Below are 20,387 nucleotides of genomic sequence, written 5' to 3'. Positions count from 1 at the left end.
CATTGCTCAACTATTTGCAGCTTATCAGAGCTTCAATATCTGCTGCTACGATTTTTTCTAGGTTGCGCGTAATCTTCTCGATATCCCAATTCCACCAGGCAACTTGAAGCAACGATCGAATCACTTCATCATCAAATCGTTGCCGAATACACTTAGCTGGATTGCCTCCAAAAATCGTATAGGGAGCAACATCATTGACCACCACAGATTTTGCCGCAATGATGGCTCCGTCACCGACTTTCACCCCTGGCATAATCACCACTTCGTAGCCAATCCATACATCATTTCCAATGACTGTATCGCCTTTATAAGGAAGTTTCCCAGCATGAGGAGTCACTTTTTCCCAGCTACTGCCGAAGATTTGAAATGGATAAGTTGAAAAACCATCTAACTTGTGATTTGCCCCGTTCATGATGAACGTTACGCCTCTTGCCAAAGCACAAAACTTTCCAATAATTAGCCGATCGCCAATAAATGGAAAGTGATAGAGGACATTGCGCTCAAAGTCTTCTGAATCTTCAGGATCATCATAATAGGTGTAATCTCCAATGATGATATTGGGATTTGATACTGTGTTTTTTATAAAGCAGATTTGTGGAAATCCCTTCATCGGATGCTTATCGTCTGGGTTGGCTCCGTACAAAGTAACCTCCAGTTCTCAGCAATACTTTAGCTCTTTTAATGTCATTGATTGTGCCAAAAAAAGGGGCACGTTGCCGCACCCCTGAAGAATTAATGACCTCTCAATTAAACTTTTGCATCTTTCACCAATTTGCCCCAGCCGAGGTCTTTGAGAGAATTGTTGCGGCGCAGCGGACGAGTTACTAACTCTAAAACGTCACGAGCATTCGTAAAGCCGTGAATCTGAGCAAAGGTAAACTCCACCGACCACTTGGTATTGATGCCCCGTGCTTCTAGAGGATTTGCGTGAGCCATCCCCGTGATTACGAGGTCAATATCTTGGGCGTAGATGCGCTGAATCTGGTTGTAGTTGTCGGGCTTCTCGACGATCGTGGGAGTCGGCACGCCCATTTCTCTACAAGTTTTGGACAACAGTTCTAGTTCGGCGGCTTGATAGCGCTTGTCCATATAAGGAATGCCGATTTCGGGACAGGTCATGCCGCAGCGAATCAGGAATCGAGCTAGAGAGATTTCGAGCAGGTTGTCGCCCATAAAGAAGACTGACTTGCCGCGCAGCAGTTTCACATAGTCTTCGACGCTTTCCCAAATTTGTGCTTCCCGTTCGGCGAGTCCTTTTGGCTCAACGCCGAGCGCAGAGCAGAGTTTCTCAATCCAAGCGCGGGTGCCATCGGGTCCGATCGGGAACGGTGCCCCAATCAATTTAGTTTTACGACGACGCATTAACGTTGTTGCCGTTCGCGATAAGAACGGGTTGATGCCCGATACAAAATAGCCTTCTTCAATCACAGGCAGTTCGGTATAGCGCTTTGAAGGCAACCAACCCGACACTTTGATGCCCTGCTTTTTGAGTTCTAGCGTTAGTTGAGTCACCACGGGATCGGGCAGAGATCCAAATAGCACGAGCGGCGTGTGCTTGGCATATTCGGATTCTGTAACCGCAACTTCTTCTTTTTTGCGTCCAAAGTTCAGCAGTTTGGAGATTGAGTTGCGCTCTTCTTTCTCGACTTCGCCCACGGGTTTATCGGGGCAACGCTGCACCATTGCAGCTAAAACGGTGTCTTCGCCCTGAGTGAATGCGTAGTCTAACCCGTTGGCGCGAGCCGTGACGATCGGAATCCCCAATTCGGCTTCTAGTTTAGGTGCCAGCCCTTCCAAGTCCATTTTGATGATCTCGGTCGTGCAGGTGCCAATCCAGACAATGACGCTGGGGTTGCGATCGCGCTTAATCTGCGTACACAGCCGCTTCAGTTCTTCATAGTCGTTGAGTTGAGCAGAGATATCGCCTTCTTCGAGTTCCGCCATTGCATAGCGGGGTTCGGCGAAGATCATCACACCCATTGCGTTTTGCAGAAAATAGCCACAGGTTTTGGTGCCAATGACCAGAAAGAAACTATCTTCAATTTTTTGGTAGAGCCACGCGACGCAGCTAATCGGGCAAAACGTATGATAGTTGCCCGTTTCGCACTCAAAATTTAGCGCTTGAGGTTGAGTATCGGCAAGAGTCATGGGATGAATAGTCCTCTCAGGGATCAAGGATTAGAAGAAATCGAACGTGAGACCAAGACTATTTGCGACCTGACCCTCCACAGTCTTCGTCTCGTTTGGCATAGACGCGGCTGGCAGAGCCAGGAATCACTGGTTTAGACCCGGCGGGGAGCAGTTTGACCTCTTCATCGATTTTGTTAAGTGAGTCGAGGGCACGATCGGGGTTAAAGTTTAGACCCAACGCGATTACGATGCGATCGGGGCTGCTGTTGAGATCGACGACTAAAGGCAGAATGACAGTCAATTCTGGCTCTAAGACAGAAAGGGTTGCCAAAATAAAGCTCGAAGAGGGTCGTCTCTGCCCGTTGCAGTTGACCCAGACCGCTAGACGAGCTAGCCAGGGGCGGTTGTCTCGATAATAGTCTAGCCACTTGTCTTTAAGCGATTGACGGAGGTTCTCAATATTCACAAGTTACCTGAGTGTTAAGGGCTGAATTTTGAGTTCTAAACTATCTTCTAACAACTCAGCACTCAACCCTCGAAACTCACAACTCTCTTTAGACCATCATCAGATCGACTTTTTCGCCCTCAGCTTTGGGAGGTGTCGGGTTGAGATAGAAATCAGACAACAGCGAGAACAACTCACGATCGGGCGAGTCGTTGGGCACAACTCCTTCGGGATTCGCTAAAATCTGGTCTGCAATGTTGAGATAGTAATCGCAGACGTAGTTCAATGACGGATCTGTTTCTGCCATCTCAAACAGGGTTTTGCCTTTGACACGAGAGACGCGGATGTCTTCAATCAGAGGCAGCACTTCTAACACAGGCATCGGCACGGTATCGATATATTTATCGATCAAGTCGCGCTTAGAGGTGCGGTTGCCGATCAGACCTGCTAAACGGAGCGGGTGAGTCCGGGCTTTTTCACGCACGGAGGCAGCAATCCGATTGGCGGCAAACAGGGCATCAAAGCCGTTGTCTGTGACGATTAGGCAATAGTCAGCATAGTTGAGCGGGGCAGCAAACCCACCGCACACTACGTCGCCCAACACGTCGAATAGAATCACGTCATATTCGTCGAAGGCATTCAGTTCTTTGAGCAGCTTGACGGTTTCGCCCACGACATAGCCGCCGCAGCCTGCCCCAGCCGGAGGTCCGCCTGCTTCTACGCAGTCAACACCACCATAGCCCTTGTAGATCACGTCTTCGGGCCAGACATCTTCGTAGTGATAGTCTTTTTCTTGCAGCGTGTCGATAATCGTCGGAATCAGGAAGCCCGTGAGGGTAAATGTGCTGTCGTGCTTGGGGTCACAGCCGATTTGCAGAACCTTTTTACCGCGCCGCGCCAGGGCAACGGAGATGTTGCAACTGGTGGTCGATTTACCGATTCCACCTTTTCCGTAAACTGCAAGTTTCACTAATTGTTTCTCCTAATCTTTTCTCAAAAGGGGTGAGCGTTGGGAGCTTAAAACAGGCGATCAGCCTTGGTTTCTATGACTTCCGATCGAAGCCAGCCCTATGTCTCTCGTCTCTGACTGCATTATTGACCATGTTGCAGACGATTGGAAGAGGTGTTTTAAATGAGTTGGGTAGTAAAACGATGAGAAAAATTGAGATAAGTAGCTAAAGCAGGTTGAGGTAGCCAGAATCGCTATCAACTGAAATTGAAGGTGTTTAGAAGCTTTTATAGTCCAGTTTTTATAAAAATAAGAACAATAGACAAACCAAGATAGAACTTCAATTCTGTGCGAGTCCTCGTATTTAGTGTTCAATCTCCTGAACCAAGGGGTTCGATCGGCTTGAATTCTCGATCGAATCTGTTTAAAAGCAGTGGATTCTAGAGATTGATAGCGATTGACCCTCGATTTGCTGGGTGGTTAGGTTGGAGAGAAGGAGCAGCGATCGAGCCAACCAACTTCTTTATTAAGAATGGTGAAACTTTTCGAGTGAGACACTTCTCCCAACAAAAAAGGCACCTTTCGAGGTGCCTAAAGAGTTTATAGAGTTTGTCTGCTATTGAGCGGGTTTAGCGCGGCGCTGGCTCTTGTATTGCTGCATTTGGCTGCGCTGCTCTGGAGTCAACACGCCATCCATTTGAGCACGAGACGCTTGTCTGATCGCCTTGATTCTGGCTTTTTGGTCGTCGGTCAAATTGAGAGACTTCCAGTTTTGACCCCGCTTCATGCCTTGACCGCGATCGGCTTGAAGTTTTGCTCGCTGCTCAGAGGTGAGAACGCCTTCAACTTGCTGGCGAGTGCTGTCGCGAATGGTCTTGAGGCTCGCTTTTTGAGCGTCGGTCAAATTGAGTCGATTCTGCTTCTGCATTCTCTGACTCGTCGGTGCAGTCGGTGTCGACTGAGCATGAGCCACCAAAACAGGAGCCGCCGAGAGCAATAGCGCGATCGCGCCGGGTAGTAATAGAGAAAGTTTTTTCATGGAGATTGAGATTCCTAGAGTGTCAACAAGCCAACTGAGTAGCTTTGAAGATTAGACAGCGGCTCGATCGAGAAGGTTCAATTCAATCTGACAAAGTTTACTGCCGATCGAGGGCTGACTTGTCATATTCGATCGCACCATAGTCGAGTTTGATCATCCGATCGGCAACGTGAAAATAATGATCGTCGTGACTAATCACAAAAATGGTTTTTCCCTGGTGTTTTAGTTTCGGCAAAAACTCAGTGTAAAAAAGCTCTCGAAACGCGGGATCTTGATCAGATGCCCATTCGTCAAATAAATAAATGGGACGGTCTTCTAAATAGGCGGTGAGAAGACTTAACCGTTTGCGCTGTCCTTGAGAAAGTTCTGTAGTCGAAAGTCTGCCGTTGGTAATGGTGACTTTATGATCGAGGTGCAGTTGTTTGAGATACGCCTGAGCCTGAGAATCCAAATCTGGATTGTTGATGCCGAGAAGCCGATCGAACAAATAGAAATCGGCGTAAATCGCAGAAAAGTGTTGCCGATACCATTCTCGATTTTCTGATGTAATCATCTGTCCGTCTAACCAAATTTCACCCGCATCAGGAATGTAAAGTCCCGTCATCAGCTTCGACAGCGTAGACTTGCCACTGCCATTCCCTCCGACAATAAACACCAATTCGCCTGGACGAAAGGCAAGATTAATCGGACCTAAAACAAAATTACTCTCTTCTCCCGGTCTGTAATAGTGATGGGCAACGTCTCGAAACTCTAAGCGCTGCCAGTGAGGATCGATCGCCGCCGGAACGCTGCTAGACTCCGATCGACTGCGAAGCGACAACCCCAATAGGTCAATTTTTTCGAGAGAGACACTCGCTTGACTCAGCACAGGCAACTTTGCGACGAGTTTCTCTAAGGGCAACGTTGCATAAGTGAAAATCAGGACGTAACCCGAAAGCGTCTGCAACGGGACAGCCAACACTTGAGGCAACGCAAACAGCACAAACCCGATCGCAAAGAAAAAGATCAGCCGACCCCAGCTACTCGCCATCGAAAACAAAATCAACGCACTGACATTGTGGCGACGATACCGGGCAGAAGCGGCTTCCAGGTCATCGGATAAGAAGGCTTGGCGACGATCGTAGTGCAGCTTGAGTTCTTTAATGCCGTCGGTGATGGTGCGAAAGTGCTTAAACAACTGGTCTTGATCGTCACGAGCCAGCCTTAGAAATTGATAACCCCGTTTGAGCAGCAACTGCGTGGTGATTACGGCTAACGCAAACAGTCCCATCACCATTGCAAATCCTTGCCACGAGAGCCAGCAGATATAGGCAAACGACCCGACGATCGTCGCCAAATCAATACACAAATAAGGAAAAAGGGCGACTGCACTGGCAACCGCATTCACATCCTCAGTCAGCGTCGCTAGAGTGCGAGCGCTACCCAACTGTTCTAAATGGCTCAACTCTGAAGAGAGAATTTGCCGACTTAGCCCCAATCGCAAATTAAAAACTGCATTCTGCGACAACTGCACCAGCGCCACCTGCGAGATCACACTCGTCACCAACGAGACCACCGCTAGCGTGATAAAGATGCCTGCGATCGCGCTTACCGCACCCCCTCCAATGGCTCGACTCGCCAGCGCAATCAGAGCCGCACTGCTGCCCCCACTAATAAACCCTGTGAGAATCGCGATCGCCACCATGCCGCGCGAAGACTGGAGTAGAAAAGAAAGTAATTTCATTCGAGGGACAGGGAACAGGGAACAGGAAACAGGAGTCAGGGATAGCTTTGAGACCTAAAGCCCGAAACCTCTCTGTATTATGAGCAAACACGGGCAAATTTGGGCAATCTAAAGTCTGACAATTGCAATCTAGACAAGTGCCTTTGTGTTTTCCAAACCCGTCAATGACGCTCACTTGAGCCTGATGCCGCCCATTCTCTTAGAAGGAAGCACTCAAGCGTTAACCCTTGAATCTACCCTGCAAGAGCTGCCTCTCTATCAGTTTCAGGCAGATTTGAGCTGCTTAGGAATTGAAATGGCGCGGGTGTTTGAGCAACATCCTCTGCTGCCGGGAGTGATATTCGTCGAGCAAGAGCGGTTTGTCGGCATGATTTCGCGGCAGCAATTGCTGGAGTATTTGCTGCGTCCTCACGGCGTGGAGTTATTTCTAAGTCTGCCGCTGCAGGTTTTGTCAAGCTATGCGCCCAAATCTTGGCTGATGTTGGCAAACACCACATCCATTTTGAGCGCGGCACAGCAGGCATTGCAACGATCGCCCGAATGTTTGGCAGACCCGATCGTGGTTCAACATTCGTCAGGTTATCACCTGCTCGACGTTCACACGCTCAACATCGCTTACTGGCAGATTCGCGGCATTGAGACGCAGGTGAGATATGAGCGGCTTCAGTTGCAAATGCTGCAAAGTGAGAAAATGGCAAGCTTGGGGCGTTTGGTCGATGGAGTCGCTCACGAGATTTTAGATCCAGTCAGTTTTATCTGGGGCAACCTCAGTCATGTGTCTGACTATAGTCAAAATCTATTAGCACTGGTGGCTGCTTACCAAAAAGCTCTACCGCAGCCGACTCCTGAAATCGCCCACATTCAGAACGCGATCGAGCTTGACTATCTGCGCGACGATCTCCCAAAAACCCTAGACAGCATCAAAACGGGTGCAGAACGCTTATCTAAGCTGGTCAACGGTCTCCAAAACTTCTGTCACATCGACGAAGTGTATCCCAAACCCGCCGATTTGAATGAGTGTCTCAACGGCGTGCTGCTGCTGCTCAAGAGCCGCATGAGCAGCGAGATTGAGATTGTTAAACACTACGGTCAACTGCCGCCTGTTCCCTGCTTTGTTGGGCAACTGAGTCAGGTGTTTATGAACCTTCTCAGCCGCTCGATCGATGGGTTGCTCAATCAGGCAGTCGGCGATCGTCTTAGCTCGGAGTCAACGCGCGATCGTTCCTCTAAGATTCGTCCTCGCATTACGGTTACAACGGATCTGTGTACATTACGCGAGAGTGACACTCGTTGGGTTTCGATTCGCATCTCTGACAATGGTGGCATCACATCAGAGACTCAACACCAACTAATTGAGGCGTTTGCGAATGATCAGCCTTTTGCCAAAGAAACCAGCCTCACGACTAGCTATCGCATCATCACTGCCAGACACGGCGGAAAGTTCAGGGTGTTTTCTCGCATTCATGCTTGTGGCACGGGTACCCAGGAGCCAACCAGCACAGAGTTTGAGATTTTGCTGCCTGTTGCTTAACTCTCTAAATATTCGTCATCGAGCAGGAATGAGCCTTTAGCAAACCGCACGCCCCAATAGCCACCGGGACGACGATCGAGCACAATTCCTTCTTCGCCAATGTGAATCACGTCGGGAGGGCGCAACATCGGCATCGGGTCAGCCGTTTTCACATAGGGCGGCAGTGCAACCACGCGGACTTTGGAACCGATCGCAAATTCTTTAGGCATCTGTCAATCTTAATCGCAGTCGTCAATTGCGAACAACTGTAACAGTTCGGTTCGTGAGGTAAACCCTCGGTGATAGGATGCCTAAAACGTTTAGAGCGAGACACTTATGTCAGACACTCTTACTGGACAGGCTCCTTTGTTTGGTGGCAGTACAGGTGGACTGTTGACCAAAGCCTTAGTAGAAGAGAAGTACGCAATCACCTGGACTAGTCCAAAAGAACAGGTGTTTGAAATGCCCACTGGCGGCGCTGCCAAGATGCGCGAAGGCGATAACCTCCTGTATCTTGCTCGCAAGGAACAGGCGATCGCGTTAGGCGGTCAACAGCTTCGTGCCAAGTTCAAAATCACCAACTACAAGATCTACCGAGTCTTTCCTAACGGCGAGATTCAATATCTTCACCCGGCTGATGGTGTGTTCCCCGAAAAGGTCAATCCTGGTCGGGTAGCGGTCAATAGCGTTCCGCGCAATATTGGCTCTAACCCAGATGCCGCTAAAATTAAGTTCAGCAGTCGCAAAGCCTTTGATCCTTAGTCTGAGGGTTACGATTTCTGTCTAATTTTTACGATCGTTCAGGAGTCAAATTTCAGTCATTCGTGCCTGATGTTTGGCTCCTGAATTTTTGGATTTCCTGACCTTCTCTCTCCTTGTACAATTGAGAACATGATTTTCCCAGACTTTTCTCAATTTTCACAACTCGTTCAGCAGGGTAACTTCATCCCGGTCTATCAGGAATGGGTTGCCGATTTAGACACGCCTGTCTCTGCCTGGTATCGGGTGTGTGCAGGGCAACCCTATAGCTTTTTGTTAGAGTCGGTTGAAGGGGGAGAGACGCTTGCTCGCTATAGCTTTTTGGGCTGTGACCCGCTTTGGATTTTAGAGGCGAGAGGCAACAAAACGACTCAAACGCATCGAGACGGCTCTCAGAAAGTGTTTGAAGGCGACCCGTTTGAGACATTATCCCAATGTATTACGCCCTTTCAGCCTGTCAAGCTGCCTCAGCTACCGCCAGGAATTGGCGGACTGTTTGGCTTTTGGGGCTATGAATTGATTAACTGGATTGAGCCGCGCGTCCCAATTTATCCGGCAACTCAGGCGGATCTCCCTGACGGTTTGTGGATGCAGGTCGATCAGGTATTGATCTTTGACCAGGTGAAACGCAAAATTTGGGCAGTTGCTTACGCCGATCTGCGAGATCCAAACGTCGATCCACTAGAGGCATATCAGCAAGCCTGCGATCGCGTTACTCAACTCGTCCATAAGCTTCAATCTCCCCTGTCTGAGCAAGCCACCCTGTTATCCTGGAACTCTCCAGAATCGGGGAATCGCGATCAGATCACGTCGCTCACTAGCAACACGACTAAAGAAGAGTTTTGCACCAACGTTGAAACGGCAAAAGCCCACATCAAAGCGGGGGATATTTTTCAAGTCGTCATTTCTCAACGCCTCTCGGCAGAGTATGGCGGCGACCCGTTTGGGTTGTATCGATCGCTGCGACTAATCAATCCGTCGCCCTACATGGCATATTTTAACTTTGGCGACTGGCAGATTATCGGCTCTAGCCCAGAGGTGATGGTCAAGGCAGAACGGCTGGAGCCAGGTGCGCCCAAAATTGCGACGGTGCGCCCGATCGCTGGAACGCGTCGTCGGGGCAAAACGCTTCAAGAAGATGACGCTTTGGCGCACGACCTGCTGCAAGACCCGAAAGAAGTCGCCGAACACGTCATGCTCGTAGATCTCGGACGCAATGACCTGGGGCGAGTCTGCGTCAACGGCACCGTCAAAGTAGACGAACTGATGGTGATTGAGCGCTACTCTCATGTGATGCACATCGTCAGCAACGTCATCGGCGAACTTGCCCCCACCAAAACCGCTTGGGACTTGCTAAAAGCCTCCTTTCCGGCTGGAACGGTGAGCGGGGCACCCAAGATTCGGGCGATGCAAATTATTCATGACTTAGAATCGTGTCGTCGAGGAGTCTACTCTGGGGCGTATGGCTACTATGACTTTGAGGGGCAGTTGAATACCGCGATCGCCATTCGCACGATGGTAGTACGATCACAAGGCAACGGCAAACACACCGTCAGCGTTCAAGCCGGAGCCGGATTGGTTGCCGATTCTGAACCCGAAAAGGAGTATGAGGAAACCCTCAATAAAGCGAGAGGCTTACTAGAAGCCATCCGGTGTTTAACCGAGTAATCCTCTCAGAAACGTGGATTTATTAAGGTGCCACTTCTCGCCCTCACCCTAGCCCTCTCCCCAAGGAGAGGGAACAAGGATTCTAGCTCCCTTCTCCCCAAGGAGAAGGGTTGGGGATGAGGGCAAGTTCTACAGTTTATTTAATCCACGTTCCTTAGCGTCTCTTTGACAGCCACTTTGCGGCTAAGATGCCTCCCACAAAACCAAAGAGATGCCCCTCCCAGGAGATGCCGACGTGGGAGGGCAACACTCCCCAAATCAGTCCACCATACAGGAGAGCAACGGCTAGAGATAGGGCAACCGCTAAAGCACTGCGTTCAAAATAAGCGCGTGACAGCAGAAAGCCAAAGTAGCCAAAAATCACGCCACTTGCGCCCAGGTGCACCCCCGGAGCGCCAAATATCCAGACTCCGATGCCACTCGCGAGGGCGACGATCGTCGAAACTAGAAAAAAGTCACTCGTTTCGCGCAGCATCACAAACCACCCCAGCGTCACAAACGGGATGGTGTTGCTAATCAAGTGGGCAAAGTTGGCGTGCAAAAAAGGTGCAAACAAAATCCCCCGTAGCCCAATGCTGGTGCGAGGAATGATGCCATAAAAATTGAGTCTGCCGCCCAGGAAGACATCAACAATTTCAATCAGCCAGAGCAGCCCTACAATTCCACCCAATACGACCACATGAGTTTTAATTTCACGAGCAATAGAGCTTGGATCGTTTGGATCGGTGCGGCGCATGAGGAAACGACTCCAAAATAGGGAGATTCATTCCTTTCTAGCATAGTCTTTTCGATTCATTCAAATTGCCCAATTCGAGCAGATGATTTAAGCAGCTACCGGAGATTGCTGCTGTGCCATTTCTAACAGACGACGAATTCGTTCTTCGGTGGATGGATGAGTGCGAAACAGAGACTGCAACCCTCCGGCAGGTAATGGATTAACGATCAGCAAAGGTGACATTGCCGGATTACCATTCATTGGAATCTGATGACCGACTTCTTCTAATTTTCGCAACGCACTCGCTAACGCCTGCGGATTGTGCGTGATTTGCGCCGAACCCTGATCGGCTGAAAACTCACGAGTTCGAGAAATGGCTAATTGAATGATGGCGGCGGACAGGGGAGCAAGAACGATCAGAAAGAGTAGACCAAACGGATTTGTGCCGCGCCGATCGTCGCGATAAACCGGACCATACAACGCTCCAAACGTTAGTATTCGTCCGAGAAATGTAATGGCACCTGCGATCGTGCCTACAACCGCCTGAGTCAGCGTATCGCGATTTTTAACGTGGGTCAGTTCGTGAGCTAAAACCCCTTCTAACTCTTCAGGAGTCAGCAAGTCTACAATCCCCTGAGTAACCGCAACCGCCGCATGGTCGGGGTCGCGTCCGGTCGCAAAGGCATTGGGCGACTTGGTAGGCACAAAAAACAGCTTTGGCATGGGGATACCTGCGCATTGGCTTAACTTAGCTACCATGTCGAATAGTTCAGGAGCTTCATCTCGCTCGATCGGTTGGGCTGCATAGGCGGCGAGGGCGGCTTTATCAGAGTAATACCAGGAGCCGATGCTCGTCATGGCAGCAAACGCCAACCCCAAATAAAGACCCTGTTCGTTGCCGATTAAATAATATCCGCCCAACACCAGCACACCACTCAGCAACCCTAGCAGTGCGACCGTTTTAATTTCGTTGATCCCCAGCATGGCTTTTTCTGAAGGCTTTTACTACCTCCTCAAATTCTCAGATTTGTGACAGTTTGAAATCTATCGGACGAGTGAAATTAACCCCAAGCGAGAGGCTGATTGTAATTAAGCTTGCGATCTTGAGTAAGGGCAGCTTACAAAATGCCTTTGGACTAACTTTATGCGGATGAAAGGACTTGAACCTTCACTTCTTGCGAAACCAGAACCTAAATCTGGCGCGTCTACCAATTCCGCCACATCCGCGTTTTTCTGCTTCACCATCATAGCAAAGCTTTGAGTTGTTTTGAGTTTTGAATTTGATGTATTGATTCAAAACTCAAAACGCTCATCTCATGACAGACTGCCTAGACTGAGCGGAATTAGATTTCCTTCGGCGGTGAACCCTAGCATCATTGCGTCGCCCGATCGAATCACCGTTCCCGTCAGGGCGCAATGTTCTTCTTGTTGAGCGGTTGCAGCGATCGTGGCTCGAAAATCAGACGCAGCGATGGTCGGCGTATAGTCACCCGATTTTTGCTGAACATAGTTCCAAAGAATATCTCGAATCAATGCCTGATAGCCCTGATTGCCCGAAAGCGATTTTAACTGTTCCTTTAACTCTCGTTCCAGACGAATGCTGGTGACTTCCATGTCGGTGGTGGTGGTGCGAGTTAAGGTGTGCATGGTCTTCCTCCAAAGTAGCTGGACACTTTTATATTACAAGTGTAGTATGTTGGCTGTAGACCGCAAGTTAAGTCCTCTAAATCTTCTGCAATGAAATCTCTACGGCTCTTATTTACATCGTTCTGGCTGGGGTACCGTGTCGGCGACCACTCCTGCGGGGCGGGCAGAGTCGTAGTTTTGCTGTTTGTGGGCACGTTCTCAGAGATTATCCCAAGTAGTCAGCACCCATCACTCCGAAGCGGGAGGGTCAGGCGCGTTCCTGTCCCGGTCTAGTCAGAAAACGCTCAAGTAGTTTTCTAGCCTCCGCTTCACACTGATTAGAAGCGGAGGTTTTTAGTTGTCGATTCATTTTGTAAACCCTTGAAACGCTGTAAACCCTGGAACAGAGGAGCAACCAGGAATGCTGAAGTTTACCTATACCGAAACGGGAATCACGATCGAGCGGGTCAACCACTCTCTCGAAGAGCTGGTGATGCTGCGGGTTGTGTTGGCAATGCGAGTCGGGCAACGGCTGATTGTCGAACCGGGCACTGCAACTTTCTTGCTGTCTGCAAATTTGCAGGCTTGGAACCTGCTGGATGCAGTGGTGCAGCGATCGCTCAACGACACGATCGCGCTTTGTCAATGTGATGCAGACTCGATCGAGGTCAGCCTGCGAGGAACCTGGATCGCGCAAACTACGAGCAGTGAGGAGGGCATCTTTTTAGCCGAACTGGGCGACGCGCTTCCCGGAACGCTGTGCGAACGGGCGGAATTTATTGTGTTCAAGCTTTGGCAAGAATCATCGGCGTGTCAGTCTTCGCTGCGATAATTTGCCTGAGCTGTGGCTGATTGATTTTCCCTTGAGAATTTCGAGGCAGGTTTTCGAGTGAGATCCAATATTTGGGACGCTTGACTTTGCTGAGAGTTTTCTCAAGGGATGCGATTAATGTTTGGTCAGAAACGTCTGGATTTTGAGGGACATAGACGGCAGTGATGGCTTGCCCCCAAGTACGATCGCAGATGCCCAACACGCAGACATCTTTGACGAGTTTGGTTGCCATAATTGCCGCCTCAACTTCTGCCGGAAAGACGTTTTCGCCTCCGGTAATAATCTTGTTGCTGTCGCGTCCGACGATTTGCAAAAAGCCCTGCGAGTCAAAAAATCCCAAATCATCAGGTTGATAAATGGGTTGCTGCAAAAAATTGGGATAGTAGCCCAACATCAATGAGTCGGATTGAATCGTGATTTTTCCGGTTTTGCCGATCGCTAACGGTTCGCCTATCTCGCTTGTAATGGTGATTTGAGCGTGGGGCAAGACTTGACCAGAGCCGACTTTTGCGGCTAGAAAATCCTTTGGTTTGAGGGTGACAATCTGGGAAGCAGTTTCGGTCATGCCGTAAGTAGGCGCGATCGGAAGTCGACACGATCGGGCTTCATCCAGCAAATCTGACCAGGCAGGCGCACCGCCCAAAAAAATCGTTTCAAATTGGGACAGCCAGGAAACAGTTTGACGTTGAGGTAACAGTTTCTGAAGTTGGGTAGGAACGAGGGAGAGAAAGAAGTTGCGGGGATTGATGGACTGTGTTTCTCCAGCTTCTAGCGCTTTCCAAGGGAGAATTGCTAATTGCCCGTCTGAGAGAAACGATCGCATAAATTGCATCAAGCCACTCACATGATAGAGAGGCAACACGCAAAAAGAATGGACGCGATCGACTCCAAAATATTGTCGAAACCCTTGCACAGATGCGGTTAACGTCTCCCAGGTGTGCATCACAAATCGAATCTGACCCGACGTGCCGCCAGTCGGAATCATAATCAGAGGCGAAGCGTGAAGGATGACAGGTGATTCTGGTAAAACTTTCTCTGGAACGTCTCCCCAAATTAAATCTGGCGTAACTAACTTAAACACTTGCTGCCATTCAGCATCGACCCAATCGGGGTTGCCTAAAAAAATCGAGCAGTTTGCCGAACACGCCGCGATGAATCCCGCAAGAAACTCGATCGGGTTCCGTTCGGCTAACAAAATAGTCGGAGGCGTTGCATAGCGTTTGAGTGCCTGATATCGCTGCTCTGCTAAGTCGGTGAGGTCTTGACTGCTGTAACCGATCAACCAATTTTCTTGTCGTCGATGCTGAATCAAAGGTGCCATCGTCGATCGCCCTCCTCCATTTAATCAAACCAGTGAGAGGTGCCATATCCAACCGCGCGATGTTTGAGCGACAATTCTGCGGCTAATCGCAGTCCGGCTTGCTGCCCGATCGCGGTTTCAAACACCGATGAAAAGACGGCATCGATCGCGGTTTCTTGGCAAAACTTGCGTAATTGCGACGGAGATCCCACGATCGCAGGTTTGATCACGAAAATTCCTCGCCAGCCTTGTTGATAGCATTCGCGCAACTGATTTAAAGTGGCAACTGATTCGTCGATCGCCAATGGCGTTGAGTAGATTTGGCTCAGTGTTTGCATCTGCTCAAATTGGCTGACTGCAAGCGGTTGCTCTAAAAATTCCAGGATCGGGTTGCTAATTGAATCGCAGCGTTGCAGCCATCTTTCAGCCTGTGAGACCGTCAGTCCAGCATTGGCATCTAATCTCAAAAACGCTTCAGCCGGGAGTATTTGGACGAGGTGATTGAAGATTTGAATTTCATCCTCAATGTCAGCAACGCCAATCTTCCATTTAAAGGTGCGATATCCTTGCTCCCAAAGGTCTTTCCAGCCATTCAGGGCAGCGTGTCCAGTTGGCAAAAGAGCGCTGTGAGTCAATGCAGATGATTGAGTGAATTCTGTCGCTAACATTTCTTGTGCAGATTCAAACCCAAATTGACACGCTGATAAATGAGTCGGAATGGTGGCGATCGTCTCACCGTCGATCTCATTAGGCAACTGCTGACAGAACTCGATCGCGTCCTCAAACGTTTCTGAACCAAACCAAGCCAGCGGCGAAATCTCACCAAAGCCAACGCATCCAGCATCATCAATGAGACGCAAAATGATTCCTTCTCGCACCGTCCAGATTCCATGACTGGTCTGCAACGGCTGTCGAAACGATCGACGATAAGGACGATACTCAAATCGCATTGCTAAACCAGTTGCGCCAACATGAACCCTAACCCTAAAAGCAATCCGCTCCAGAAATGGAGTTCGACCGCAATCAGGCGGCAGAAGGTGAGTTTGTGAGGTTGATCATGCTGCGACCCGATGAATTTGCAAAGCTTTCGGGCGACGGGCACACTCAGGAAGATCATCAACGTCCAAACCGGGAAAATGTGCAGCATCACAAAAAGAGTGGTCAGCACATAGAGACTGCCGCAGACCCATGGCAAAAGCTGTGCCGATCTCTTCGTTCCTAACCGCACAACTGGAGATTTTTTGCCGATCGCGGCATCATCTTTCACCTGATTGAAGTGAGAGCAAAACAAAATCAGGCTAGTGGCAATGCCGACCACGATCGACGCTGCCAAACTTGTATTCGACCAGGCTTTTGTCTGACTGTAATAGGTCGCCGCAAACGCCAATGGACCAAACGCAAAAAAGCAGAGGATTTCTCCAAGCCCTTTATAGCTGAGGCGAAACGGCGGACCTTGATAGATATAGCCGATGCCACAGCACAGCAGAATTAGCCCAATCACGGTGAAATCTTGCTGCCTTGCGGCGATCGTGCTGATGCCCAACAGTCCTGCCGCGAGACAAAGATTACTGATCCAAAAAATCAGGGACTTATTGCCCGTCATATTCACGAGAGAATTCTTCTTATTGACATCGACCCCAGTTTCTGAGTCAAACACGTCATTACTGAAATTCTCCCAAGCCAAAATCAAAATGGCAGAGACCAAAAACGTGAAGAAAATTGATGTATCAAACCGACTGGTTTCAGCAAATGCAACGGCTGAACCGACCCAAATCGGCATGATTGCTACGCTATACATCGGTGGCTTAATGGCGGCAAACCAGAGTTTTTTACTCGCCCGCTCGATCGTCCTGGTCGTCATCCACAAAACTCCTCTAGCTGCCAGAAGACTGAATCATGCTGTATTTCTTAGTCTCCCATTTGGGTTGAGGCATTGGAGAGGTGTTATAGAAACGTTACATCTACGGAAGCAAGGAGGACTCATCCCTTATCCTTTGCTTCTAGACTAGATCACAGACGCTCGATAGAAATGCCTTGATGAAACTGCCTGCTGGATCTCGGTTGCCGTCGCTGCTGCAAACCCTTGCGATCGTGGCTCAACCGATTAACTTCCTCGATCGCTGTGCCCAACAATATGGGGACACGTTTACGCTGCGGGTGTTGGGGGTTAATTCTCCACCTGTCGTCTTCTTCAGCAATCCTGACTCGATTCAGGCGATCTTTACGACGCTGGCAGACTCGTTTGAGTTTGGTAAAGTGACTCACATTTTTCGTCCGTTAGTGGGCGATCAGTCGGTGATCATGCAAGAAGGACACCGCCATCAGCGACAGCGACAGTTGCTCATGCCTGCGCTGCATCGAGAACAGCTTTATGGTCAGGGGCGCGTTATCTGTGACCTGACTCGACAACAGATGTCAGACTGGCAAATCGGGCGATCGCTGACCATTCGCGAAGAGATGTCAGAAATCTCGCTTCAGGTAATTTTGCAGGTTGTGTTTGGCATGGTGCCCGGAGCGCGGTATGAACGCCTCAAACAGTTGCTGAGTCATCTACTCGAAGCCATTACGTCACCGCTTTACTCAACGCAGTTCTTCTTTCCAATGCTTCAGCAAAACTTGGGGCGCTGGAGTCCGTGGGGCGGCTTTTTGGCTCAACAGCAGGAGATTGACGCGCTGATTTATAACGAAATTCACGATCGCCGTTCTCAATCTCTAGCGGGTCGAACTGATATCCTTTCAGTGTTGATGACCGCCACCGATGATCAGGGCGAATCGATGAGCGATGTCGAACTGCGCGATCAGTTGATGACCTTATTGCTGCTCGGACACGAAACCACTGCGTCGGGGTTAGCCTGGGCATTTTACTGGATTCATCGCCATCCCGACTGTCTCGATCGCTTGCTCACCGAGATTCAAACTTTAGGCGAAAACCCCGATCCGACGGCGCTGTCTCAGTTGCCTTATCTGACCGCCGTTTGCAAAGAAGCCCTGCGCGTGTATCCGATCGCCCTGATCTCTCAGCCGCGAAGAGTCAAACAAACCGTTCAGATTGAGGGCTATGAATTTGAGCCGGGGGCGATTTTGGTGCCCTGCATTTATTTGGCGCACCATCGAGCCGACACTTACGCAGAGCCAGAGCGGTTTAACCCAGAGCGCTTTATCGCTCAAAAGTTCTCGCCATCTGAGTTTTTGCCGTTTGGCGGCGGCAGTCGAAGCTGTGTCGGCATGGCGCTCTCGCTGTTTGAAATGAAGCTCGTGTTGGCGACCGTTTTATCGAGCTATGCGTTTCAAACTAACTACGATCATCCGGTGCGTCCGGTGCGGCGCGGCATCACGTTTGTTCCGCCCGACGATTTTCGGTTAGAAGTGACAGGGCAACGCTCGATCGAGACTCCAAGCCTTCAGCCATTAGAATCAGCGTAGAGATGGTTTTATTGATATCCGCATGACTATTACCCCTTATCGGCTCGATCGTGCTCAAAATCAAACCGCGATCGCTCAATTCCTATCGACTTGCAAAAGAGCGAATCGCTGTAAATCTCCTCAAATTGTCAGCATTTCGTTAGACATAGAACCCGTCGATCTATTGGCAGTCCTTCAGACATTGGTTAACCCTAATCAGGGTCACTTTTATTTTGAGAAAAGCGGTCAGCAAGAAGCAATGTTGGCGATCGATACGGCGATCGAGCTTAAAACTGGGGGCAAAAATCGATTTGTTGAAGCAAAAGAATTTATCCGCAATGCTTCAACGAATGTGATTCAATTTGGAGACTCAGAAAACCCGTTTTCTGGGGCACATTTTTTCTGTAGTTTCTCATTCTTTGATCAGCCCCTTCACGAGAACCTATCTTTTCCATCTGCGTCGGTTTTTCTCCCGCGTTGGCAGGTGTCTCGTCAGGCGAATCGTGGCACGATCGTGGCGAATGTCATTCTCGATCAGACCCTCGACCCAGAACAGGCATCTCGTCAAATATGGCAAGGGTTCCAGGCGATTCGAGCCGTGAAGTATAACGTCATTGATTTCGCGATCGATCCTCCAAGTTTTCTCAAAAAACAAGATGTTTCTCATACCAATCACTTTAAGAAATCCGTCTCATCTGCTTTAGAATCGATTCAAAATAATCACTTTCATAAAATCGTTTTAGCTCACGCGTTGGACGTGACTTCGCCCATTCCGTTTAACTTAGTTTTATCCCTCAATCATTTACGCAATCTCTATTCAAACTGCTATATTTTTTCAACTAACAATTGTCACGGACAGACTTTTATCGGGGCAAGTCCCGAACGATTAGTAAGCATTCATCATCATCAGCTAGAAACGGATGCGCTAGCAGGGTCAGCCCCTCGCGGCAAAACCCCGATCGACGATGCTCAACTCGCCGATCGCCTGCTGTCGAGTCAAAAAGAAACCCACGAACATCAAGTCGTAATTGATTTCATCACTCGCCATTTAGCAGAGTTGGGGTTAGAGACACAGCGATCGGCGGCTCGTCTGCTGCAACTTCCCAATATTCAACACTTACACACTCCGATTCGCGCCACCGTTCCCCCTCACGTTCACTTGCTGGATGTAGTTGCCAAACTGCACCCGACTCCAGCAGTGGCAGGTGCGCCTAGAGATCTTGCCTGTGAGCAGATTCGTCACTATGAGCAGTTTGAGCGATCGCTGTATGCGGCTCCGATCGGGTGGGTCGATCACCAGGGCAACGGCGAATTTGCGGTCGGCATTCGGTCTGCGGTGCTCGATGGCTGTCACGCTCGACTCTTTGCCGGGGCGGGAATCGTCGCAGGTTCCAATCCCGATAAAGAATTGACCGAAGTTCAACTCAAGCTACAGGCGCTTTTAGCCGCACTGGTCTAGCCAAGCGGCTACACTAATAGAGAGACGCGAGTGCTGTGCTATGACCTCTTTTGCAGATTTACCGACCTACACAAAACTGCCTGACCACACGCAGCTTCCCGAATCAGACGGCACTTTTGTGAAAAACTTTCTAGAACACCCGCAAAGTGTTGTGTTGACTGACTCGATCGAGCCAATTCTTCAACAGCGCCACTCAGACGGGCAATATTGCATCGGTCAAGATAGCGGCATTTATTGGCGGATGACTGATCCTCCCGAACGAGGCGCAGAAGCCCCAGATTGGTTTTATGTTGCCAATGTGCCGCCCACCCTTAATGGGGAGTTTCGCCGTTCTTATGTGCTGTGGCAAGAATTTATCGTGCCGCTGATCGTACTAGAGTTTGTCTCAGGTGACGGATCGCAAGAGCGAGACAAGACTCCCTGGACGGGCAAATTTTGGGTGTATGAACAGGTGATTCGTCCCGCCTTTTATGGCATTTACGAAGTCAGCAAAGCCAGCGTCGAAGTCTTTCACCTGGTCGAAAACCAATATCTCCCGGTGCCGACCAACGATCGCGGACACTACCCCATTTCTCAATTAGGAGTCGAGCTAGGCATCTGGCAAGGTCAATATCAAAATCTCGAACTTCCCTGGCTGCGCTGGTGGGACGATCAGGGAACCTTGCTTTTGACCGGACACGAAACCGCCGCCCAGACTCAGCGACAGCTTGAGCAGTCTGAGCATCAGCTTGAGCAAGCTGAATCCCAACTTGAGCAAGAGCGTCAGCGCACAGAACGTCTTGTTGCCCAACTCCGGGCGCAAGGAATTGATCCAGAAGCTTAATTTTCCC

Annotated in this window: 20 protein-coding genes and 1 tRNA gene; 7 read left to right on the top strand and 14 right to left on the bottom strand. The window is 49.7% G+C overall.

Going from position 1 to position 20,387, the window contains the following annotated elements; genetic code table 11:
* Positions 1-10 precede the first annotated feature (10 nt).
* The 6 genes from A8707_RS11470 to A8707_RS11445 form a co-directional block, all read right to left on the bottom strand.
* Positions 11-643 (bottom strand): Vat family streptogramin A O-acetyltransferase, encoded by a 633-nt coding sequence (locus A8707_RS11470; RefSeq protein ID WP_074382500.1) that lies wholly within the window; start codon positions 641-643, stop codon positions 11-13.
* A 104-nt stretch (positions 644-747) separates the two neighbouring features.
* The gene (locus A8707_RS11465; protein WP_068817065.1) at positions 748-2,148 is read right to left on the bottom strand and encodes a ferredoxin:protochlorophyllide reductase (ATP-dependent) subunit N; all 1,401 of its coding nucleotides are present in this window, start codon (positions 2,146-2,148) and stop codon (positions 748-750) included.
* 58 nt (positions 2,149-2,206) lie between these two features.
* On the bottom strand, positions 2,207-2,596 hold the full coding sequence (locus A8707_RS11460) for a DUF5331 domain-containing protein (RefSeq protein ID WP_068817063.1): 390 nt from the start codon (positions 2,594-2,596) through the stop codon (positions 2,207-2,209).
* Positions 2,597-2,684: 88 nt separating this feature from the next.
* On the bottom strand, positions 2,685-3,545 hold the full coding sequence (gene bchL, locus A8707_RS11455; protein WP_068817061.1) for a ferredoxin:protochlorophyllide reductase (ATP-dependent) iron-sulfur ATP-binding protein: 861 nt from the start codon (positions 3,543-3,545) through the stop codon (positions 2,685-2,687).
* A 595-nt stretch (positions 3,546-4,140) separates the two neighbouring features.
* The gene (locus A8707_RS11450) at positions 4,141-4,563 is read right to left on the bottom strand and encodes a Spy/CpxP family protein refolding chaperone (protein WP_156518494.1); all 423 of its coding nucleotides are present in this window, start codon (positions 4,561-4,563) and stop codon (positions 4,141-4,143) included.
* 97 nt (positions 4,564-4,660) lie between these two features.
* Positions 4,661-6,286 carry a cyclic peptide export ABC transporter gene (locus A8707_RS11445; RefSeq protein WP_068817057.1) on the bottom strand — a complete coding sequence of 542 codons (1,626 nt, stop codon included), beginning with the start codon at positions 6,284-6,286 and terminating at the stop codon, positions 4,661-4,663.
* 145 nt (positions 6,287-6,431) lie between these two features.
* Between A8707_RS11445 and A8707_RS11440 the strand changes: the two genes are divergently transcribed.
* Positions 6,432-7,817 (top strand): sensor histidine kinase, encoded by a 1,386-nt coding sequence (locus A8707_RS11440; protein ID WP_231948023.1) that lies wholly within the window; start codon positions 6,432-6,434, stop codon positions 7,815-7,817.
* Here the strand turns inward: A8707_RS11440 and sipA are convergent.
* Positions 7,814-8,026, bottom strand: coding sequence for a regulatory protein SipA (gene sipA, locus A8707_RS11435; protein WP_068817054.1), 213 nt, complete (start codon positions 8,024-8,026; stop codon positions 7,814-7,816). The two genes, A8707_RS11440 and sipA, sit on opposite strands and share 4 nt — an antisense overlap.
* Positions 8,027-8,132: 106 nt before the next feature.
* Here sipA and psaD point away from each other — a divergent pair, with 106 nt between their 5' ends.
* Both psaD and trpE read left to right on the top strand, forming a co-directional pair.
* The gene (gene psaD, locus A8707_RS11430) at positions 8,133-8,558 is read left to right on the top strand and encodes a photosystem I reaction center subunit II PsaD (protein ID WP_068817053.1); all 426 of its coding nucleotides are present in this window, start codon (positions 8,133-8,135) and stop codon (positions 8,556-8,558) included.
* 129 nt (positions 8,559-8,687) lie between these two features.
* Entirely contained in the window at positions 8,688-10,223 is a 1,536-nt protein-coding gene (gene trpE, locus A8707_RS11425; RefSeq protein WP_068817052.1) for an anthranilate synthase component I, read from the top strand.
* Between the two features lie 154 nt (positions 10,224-10,377).
* On the opposite strand, the gene A8707_RS11420 is transcribed toward trpE, so the two are convergent.
* The 4 genes from A8707_RS11420 to A8707_RS11405 all read right to left on the bottom strand — a co-directional run bounded on the left by A8707_RS11420 (position 10,378) and on the right by A8707_RS11405 (position 12,585).
* Positions 10,378-10,959, bottom strand: coding sequence for a rhomboid family intramembrane serine protease (locus A8707_RS11420; RefSeq protein ID WP_068817050.1), 582 nt, complete (start codon positions 10,957-10,959; stop codon positions 10,378-10,380).
* Positions 10,960-11,046: 87 nt separating this feature from the next.
* Positions 11,047-11,922, bottom strand: a complete 876-nt coding sequence (locus A8707_RS11415; RefSeq protein ID WP_068817049.1) for a M48 family metalloprotease — start codon at positions 11,920-11,922, stop codon at positions 11,047-11,049.
* Positions 11,923-12,083: 161 nt separating this feature from the next.
* Positions 12,084-12,165, bottom strand: a tRNA-Leu gene (locus A8707_RS11410).
* 87 nt (positions 12,166-12,252) lie between these two features.
* Positions 12,253-12,585, bottom strand: coding sequence for a ribbon-helix-helix domain-containing protein (locus A8707_RS11405; RefSeq protein ID WP_068817048.1), 333 nt, complete (start codon positions 12,583-12,585; stop codon positions 12,253-12,255).
* A 400-nt stretch (positions 12,586-12,985) separates the two neighbouring features.
* Between A8707_RS11405 and A8707_RS11400 the strand changes: the two genes are divergently transcribed.
* Positions 12,986-13,396 carry an alr0857 family protein gene (locus A8707_RS11400; protein ID WP_068817045.1) on the top strand — a complete coding sequence of 137 codons (411 nt, stop codon included), beginning with the start codon at positions 12,986-12,988 and terminating at the stop codon, positions 13,394-13,396.
* Here A8707_RS11400 and A8707_RS11395 read toward each other — a convergent pair.
* Genes A8707_RS11395 through menA form a run of 3 tightly spaced genes read right to left on the bottom strand, consistent with a single transcriptional unit; the run spans position 13,350 to position 16,557 of the window.
* On the bottom strand, positions 13,350-14,717 hold the full coding sequence (locus A8707_RS11395; RefSeq protein WP_068817042.1) for a 2-succinylbenzoate--CoA ligase: 1,368 nt from the start codon (positions 14,715-14,717) through the stop codon (positions 13,350-13,352). The two genes, A8707_RS11400 and A8707_RS11395, sit on opposite strands and share 47 nt — an antisense overlap.
* Positions 14,718-14,737: 20 nt before the next feature.
* Positions 14,738-15,646: an o-succinylbenzoate synthase gene (locus tag A8707_RS11390; RefSeq protein WP_068817040.1), complete on the bottom strand. Its 909-nt coding sequence runs from the start codon at positions 15,644-15,646 to the stop codon at positions 14,738-14,740.
* A gap of 2 nt (positions 15,647-15,648) precedes the next feature.
* Positions 15,649-16,557, bottom strand: a complete 909-nt coding sequence (menA, locus tag A8707_RS11385) for a 2-carboxy-1,4-naphthoquinone phytyltransferase (protein ID WP_068817039.1) — start codon at positions 16,555-16,557, stop codon at positions 15,649-15,651.
* A gap of 176 nt (positions 16,558-16,733) precedes the next feature.
* Between menA and A8707_RS11380 the strand changes: the two genes are divergently transcribed.
* Genes A8707_RS11380 through A8707_RS11370 form a run of 3 tightly spaced genes read left to right on the top strand, consistent with a single transcriptional unit; the run spans position 16,734 to position 20,380 of the window.
* Entirely contained in the window at positions 16,734-18,119 is a 1,386-nt protein-coding gene (locus A8707_RS11380) for a cytochrome P450 (RefSeq protein WP_068817037.1), read from the top strand.
* Between the two features lie 22 nt (positions 18,120-18,141).
* The gene (locus tag A8707_RS11375; protein WP_068817036.1) at positions 18,142-19,557 is read left to right on the top strand and encodes an isochorismate synthase; all 1,416 of its coding nucleotides are present in this window, start codon (positions 18,142-18,144) and stop codon (positions 19,555-19,557) included.
* A 40-nt stretch (positions 19,558-19,597) separates the two neighbouring features.
* The gene (locus A8707_RS11370; RefSeq protein WP_068817034.1) at positions 19,598-20,380 is read left to right on the top strand and encodes a Uma2 family endonuclease; all 783 of its coding nucleotides are present in this window, start codon (positions 19,598-19,600) and stop codon (positions 20,378-20,380) included.
* Positions 20,381-20,387 lie beyond the last annotated feature (7 nt).

Origin of the sequence: Phormidesmis priestleyi BC1401 (assembly GCF_001650195.1) — a bacterium.
Taxonomy (GTDB): domain Bacteria; phylum Cyanobacteriota; class Cyanobacteriia; order Leptolyngbyales; family Leptolyngbyaceae; genus Phormidesmis_A; species Phormidesmis_A priestleyi_B.
The sequence above is the reverse complement of the archived record's forward strand: the minus strand, read 5'-3'. Positions and strand labels throughout refer to the sequence as shown.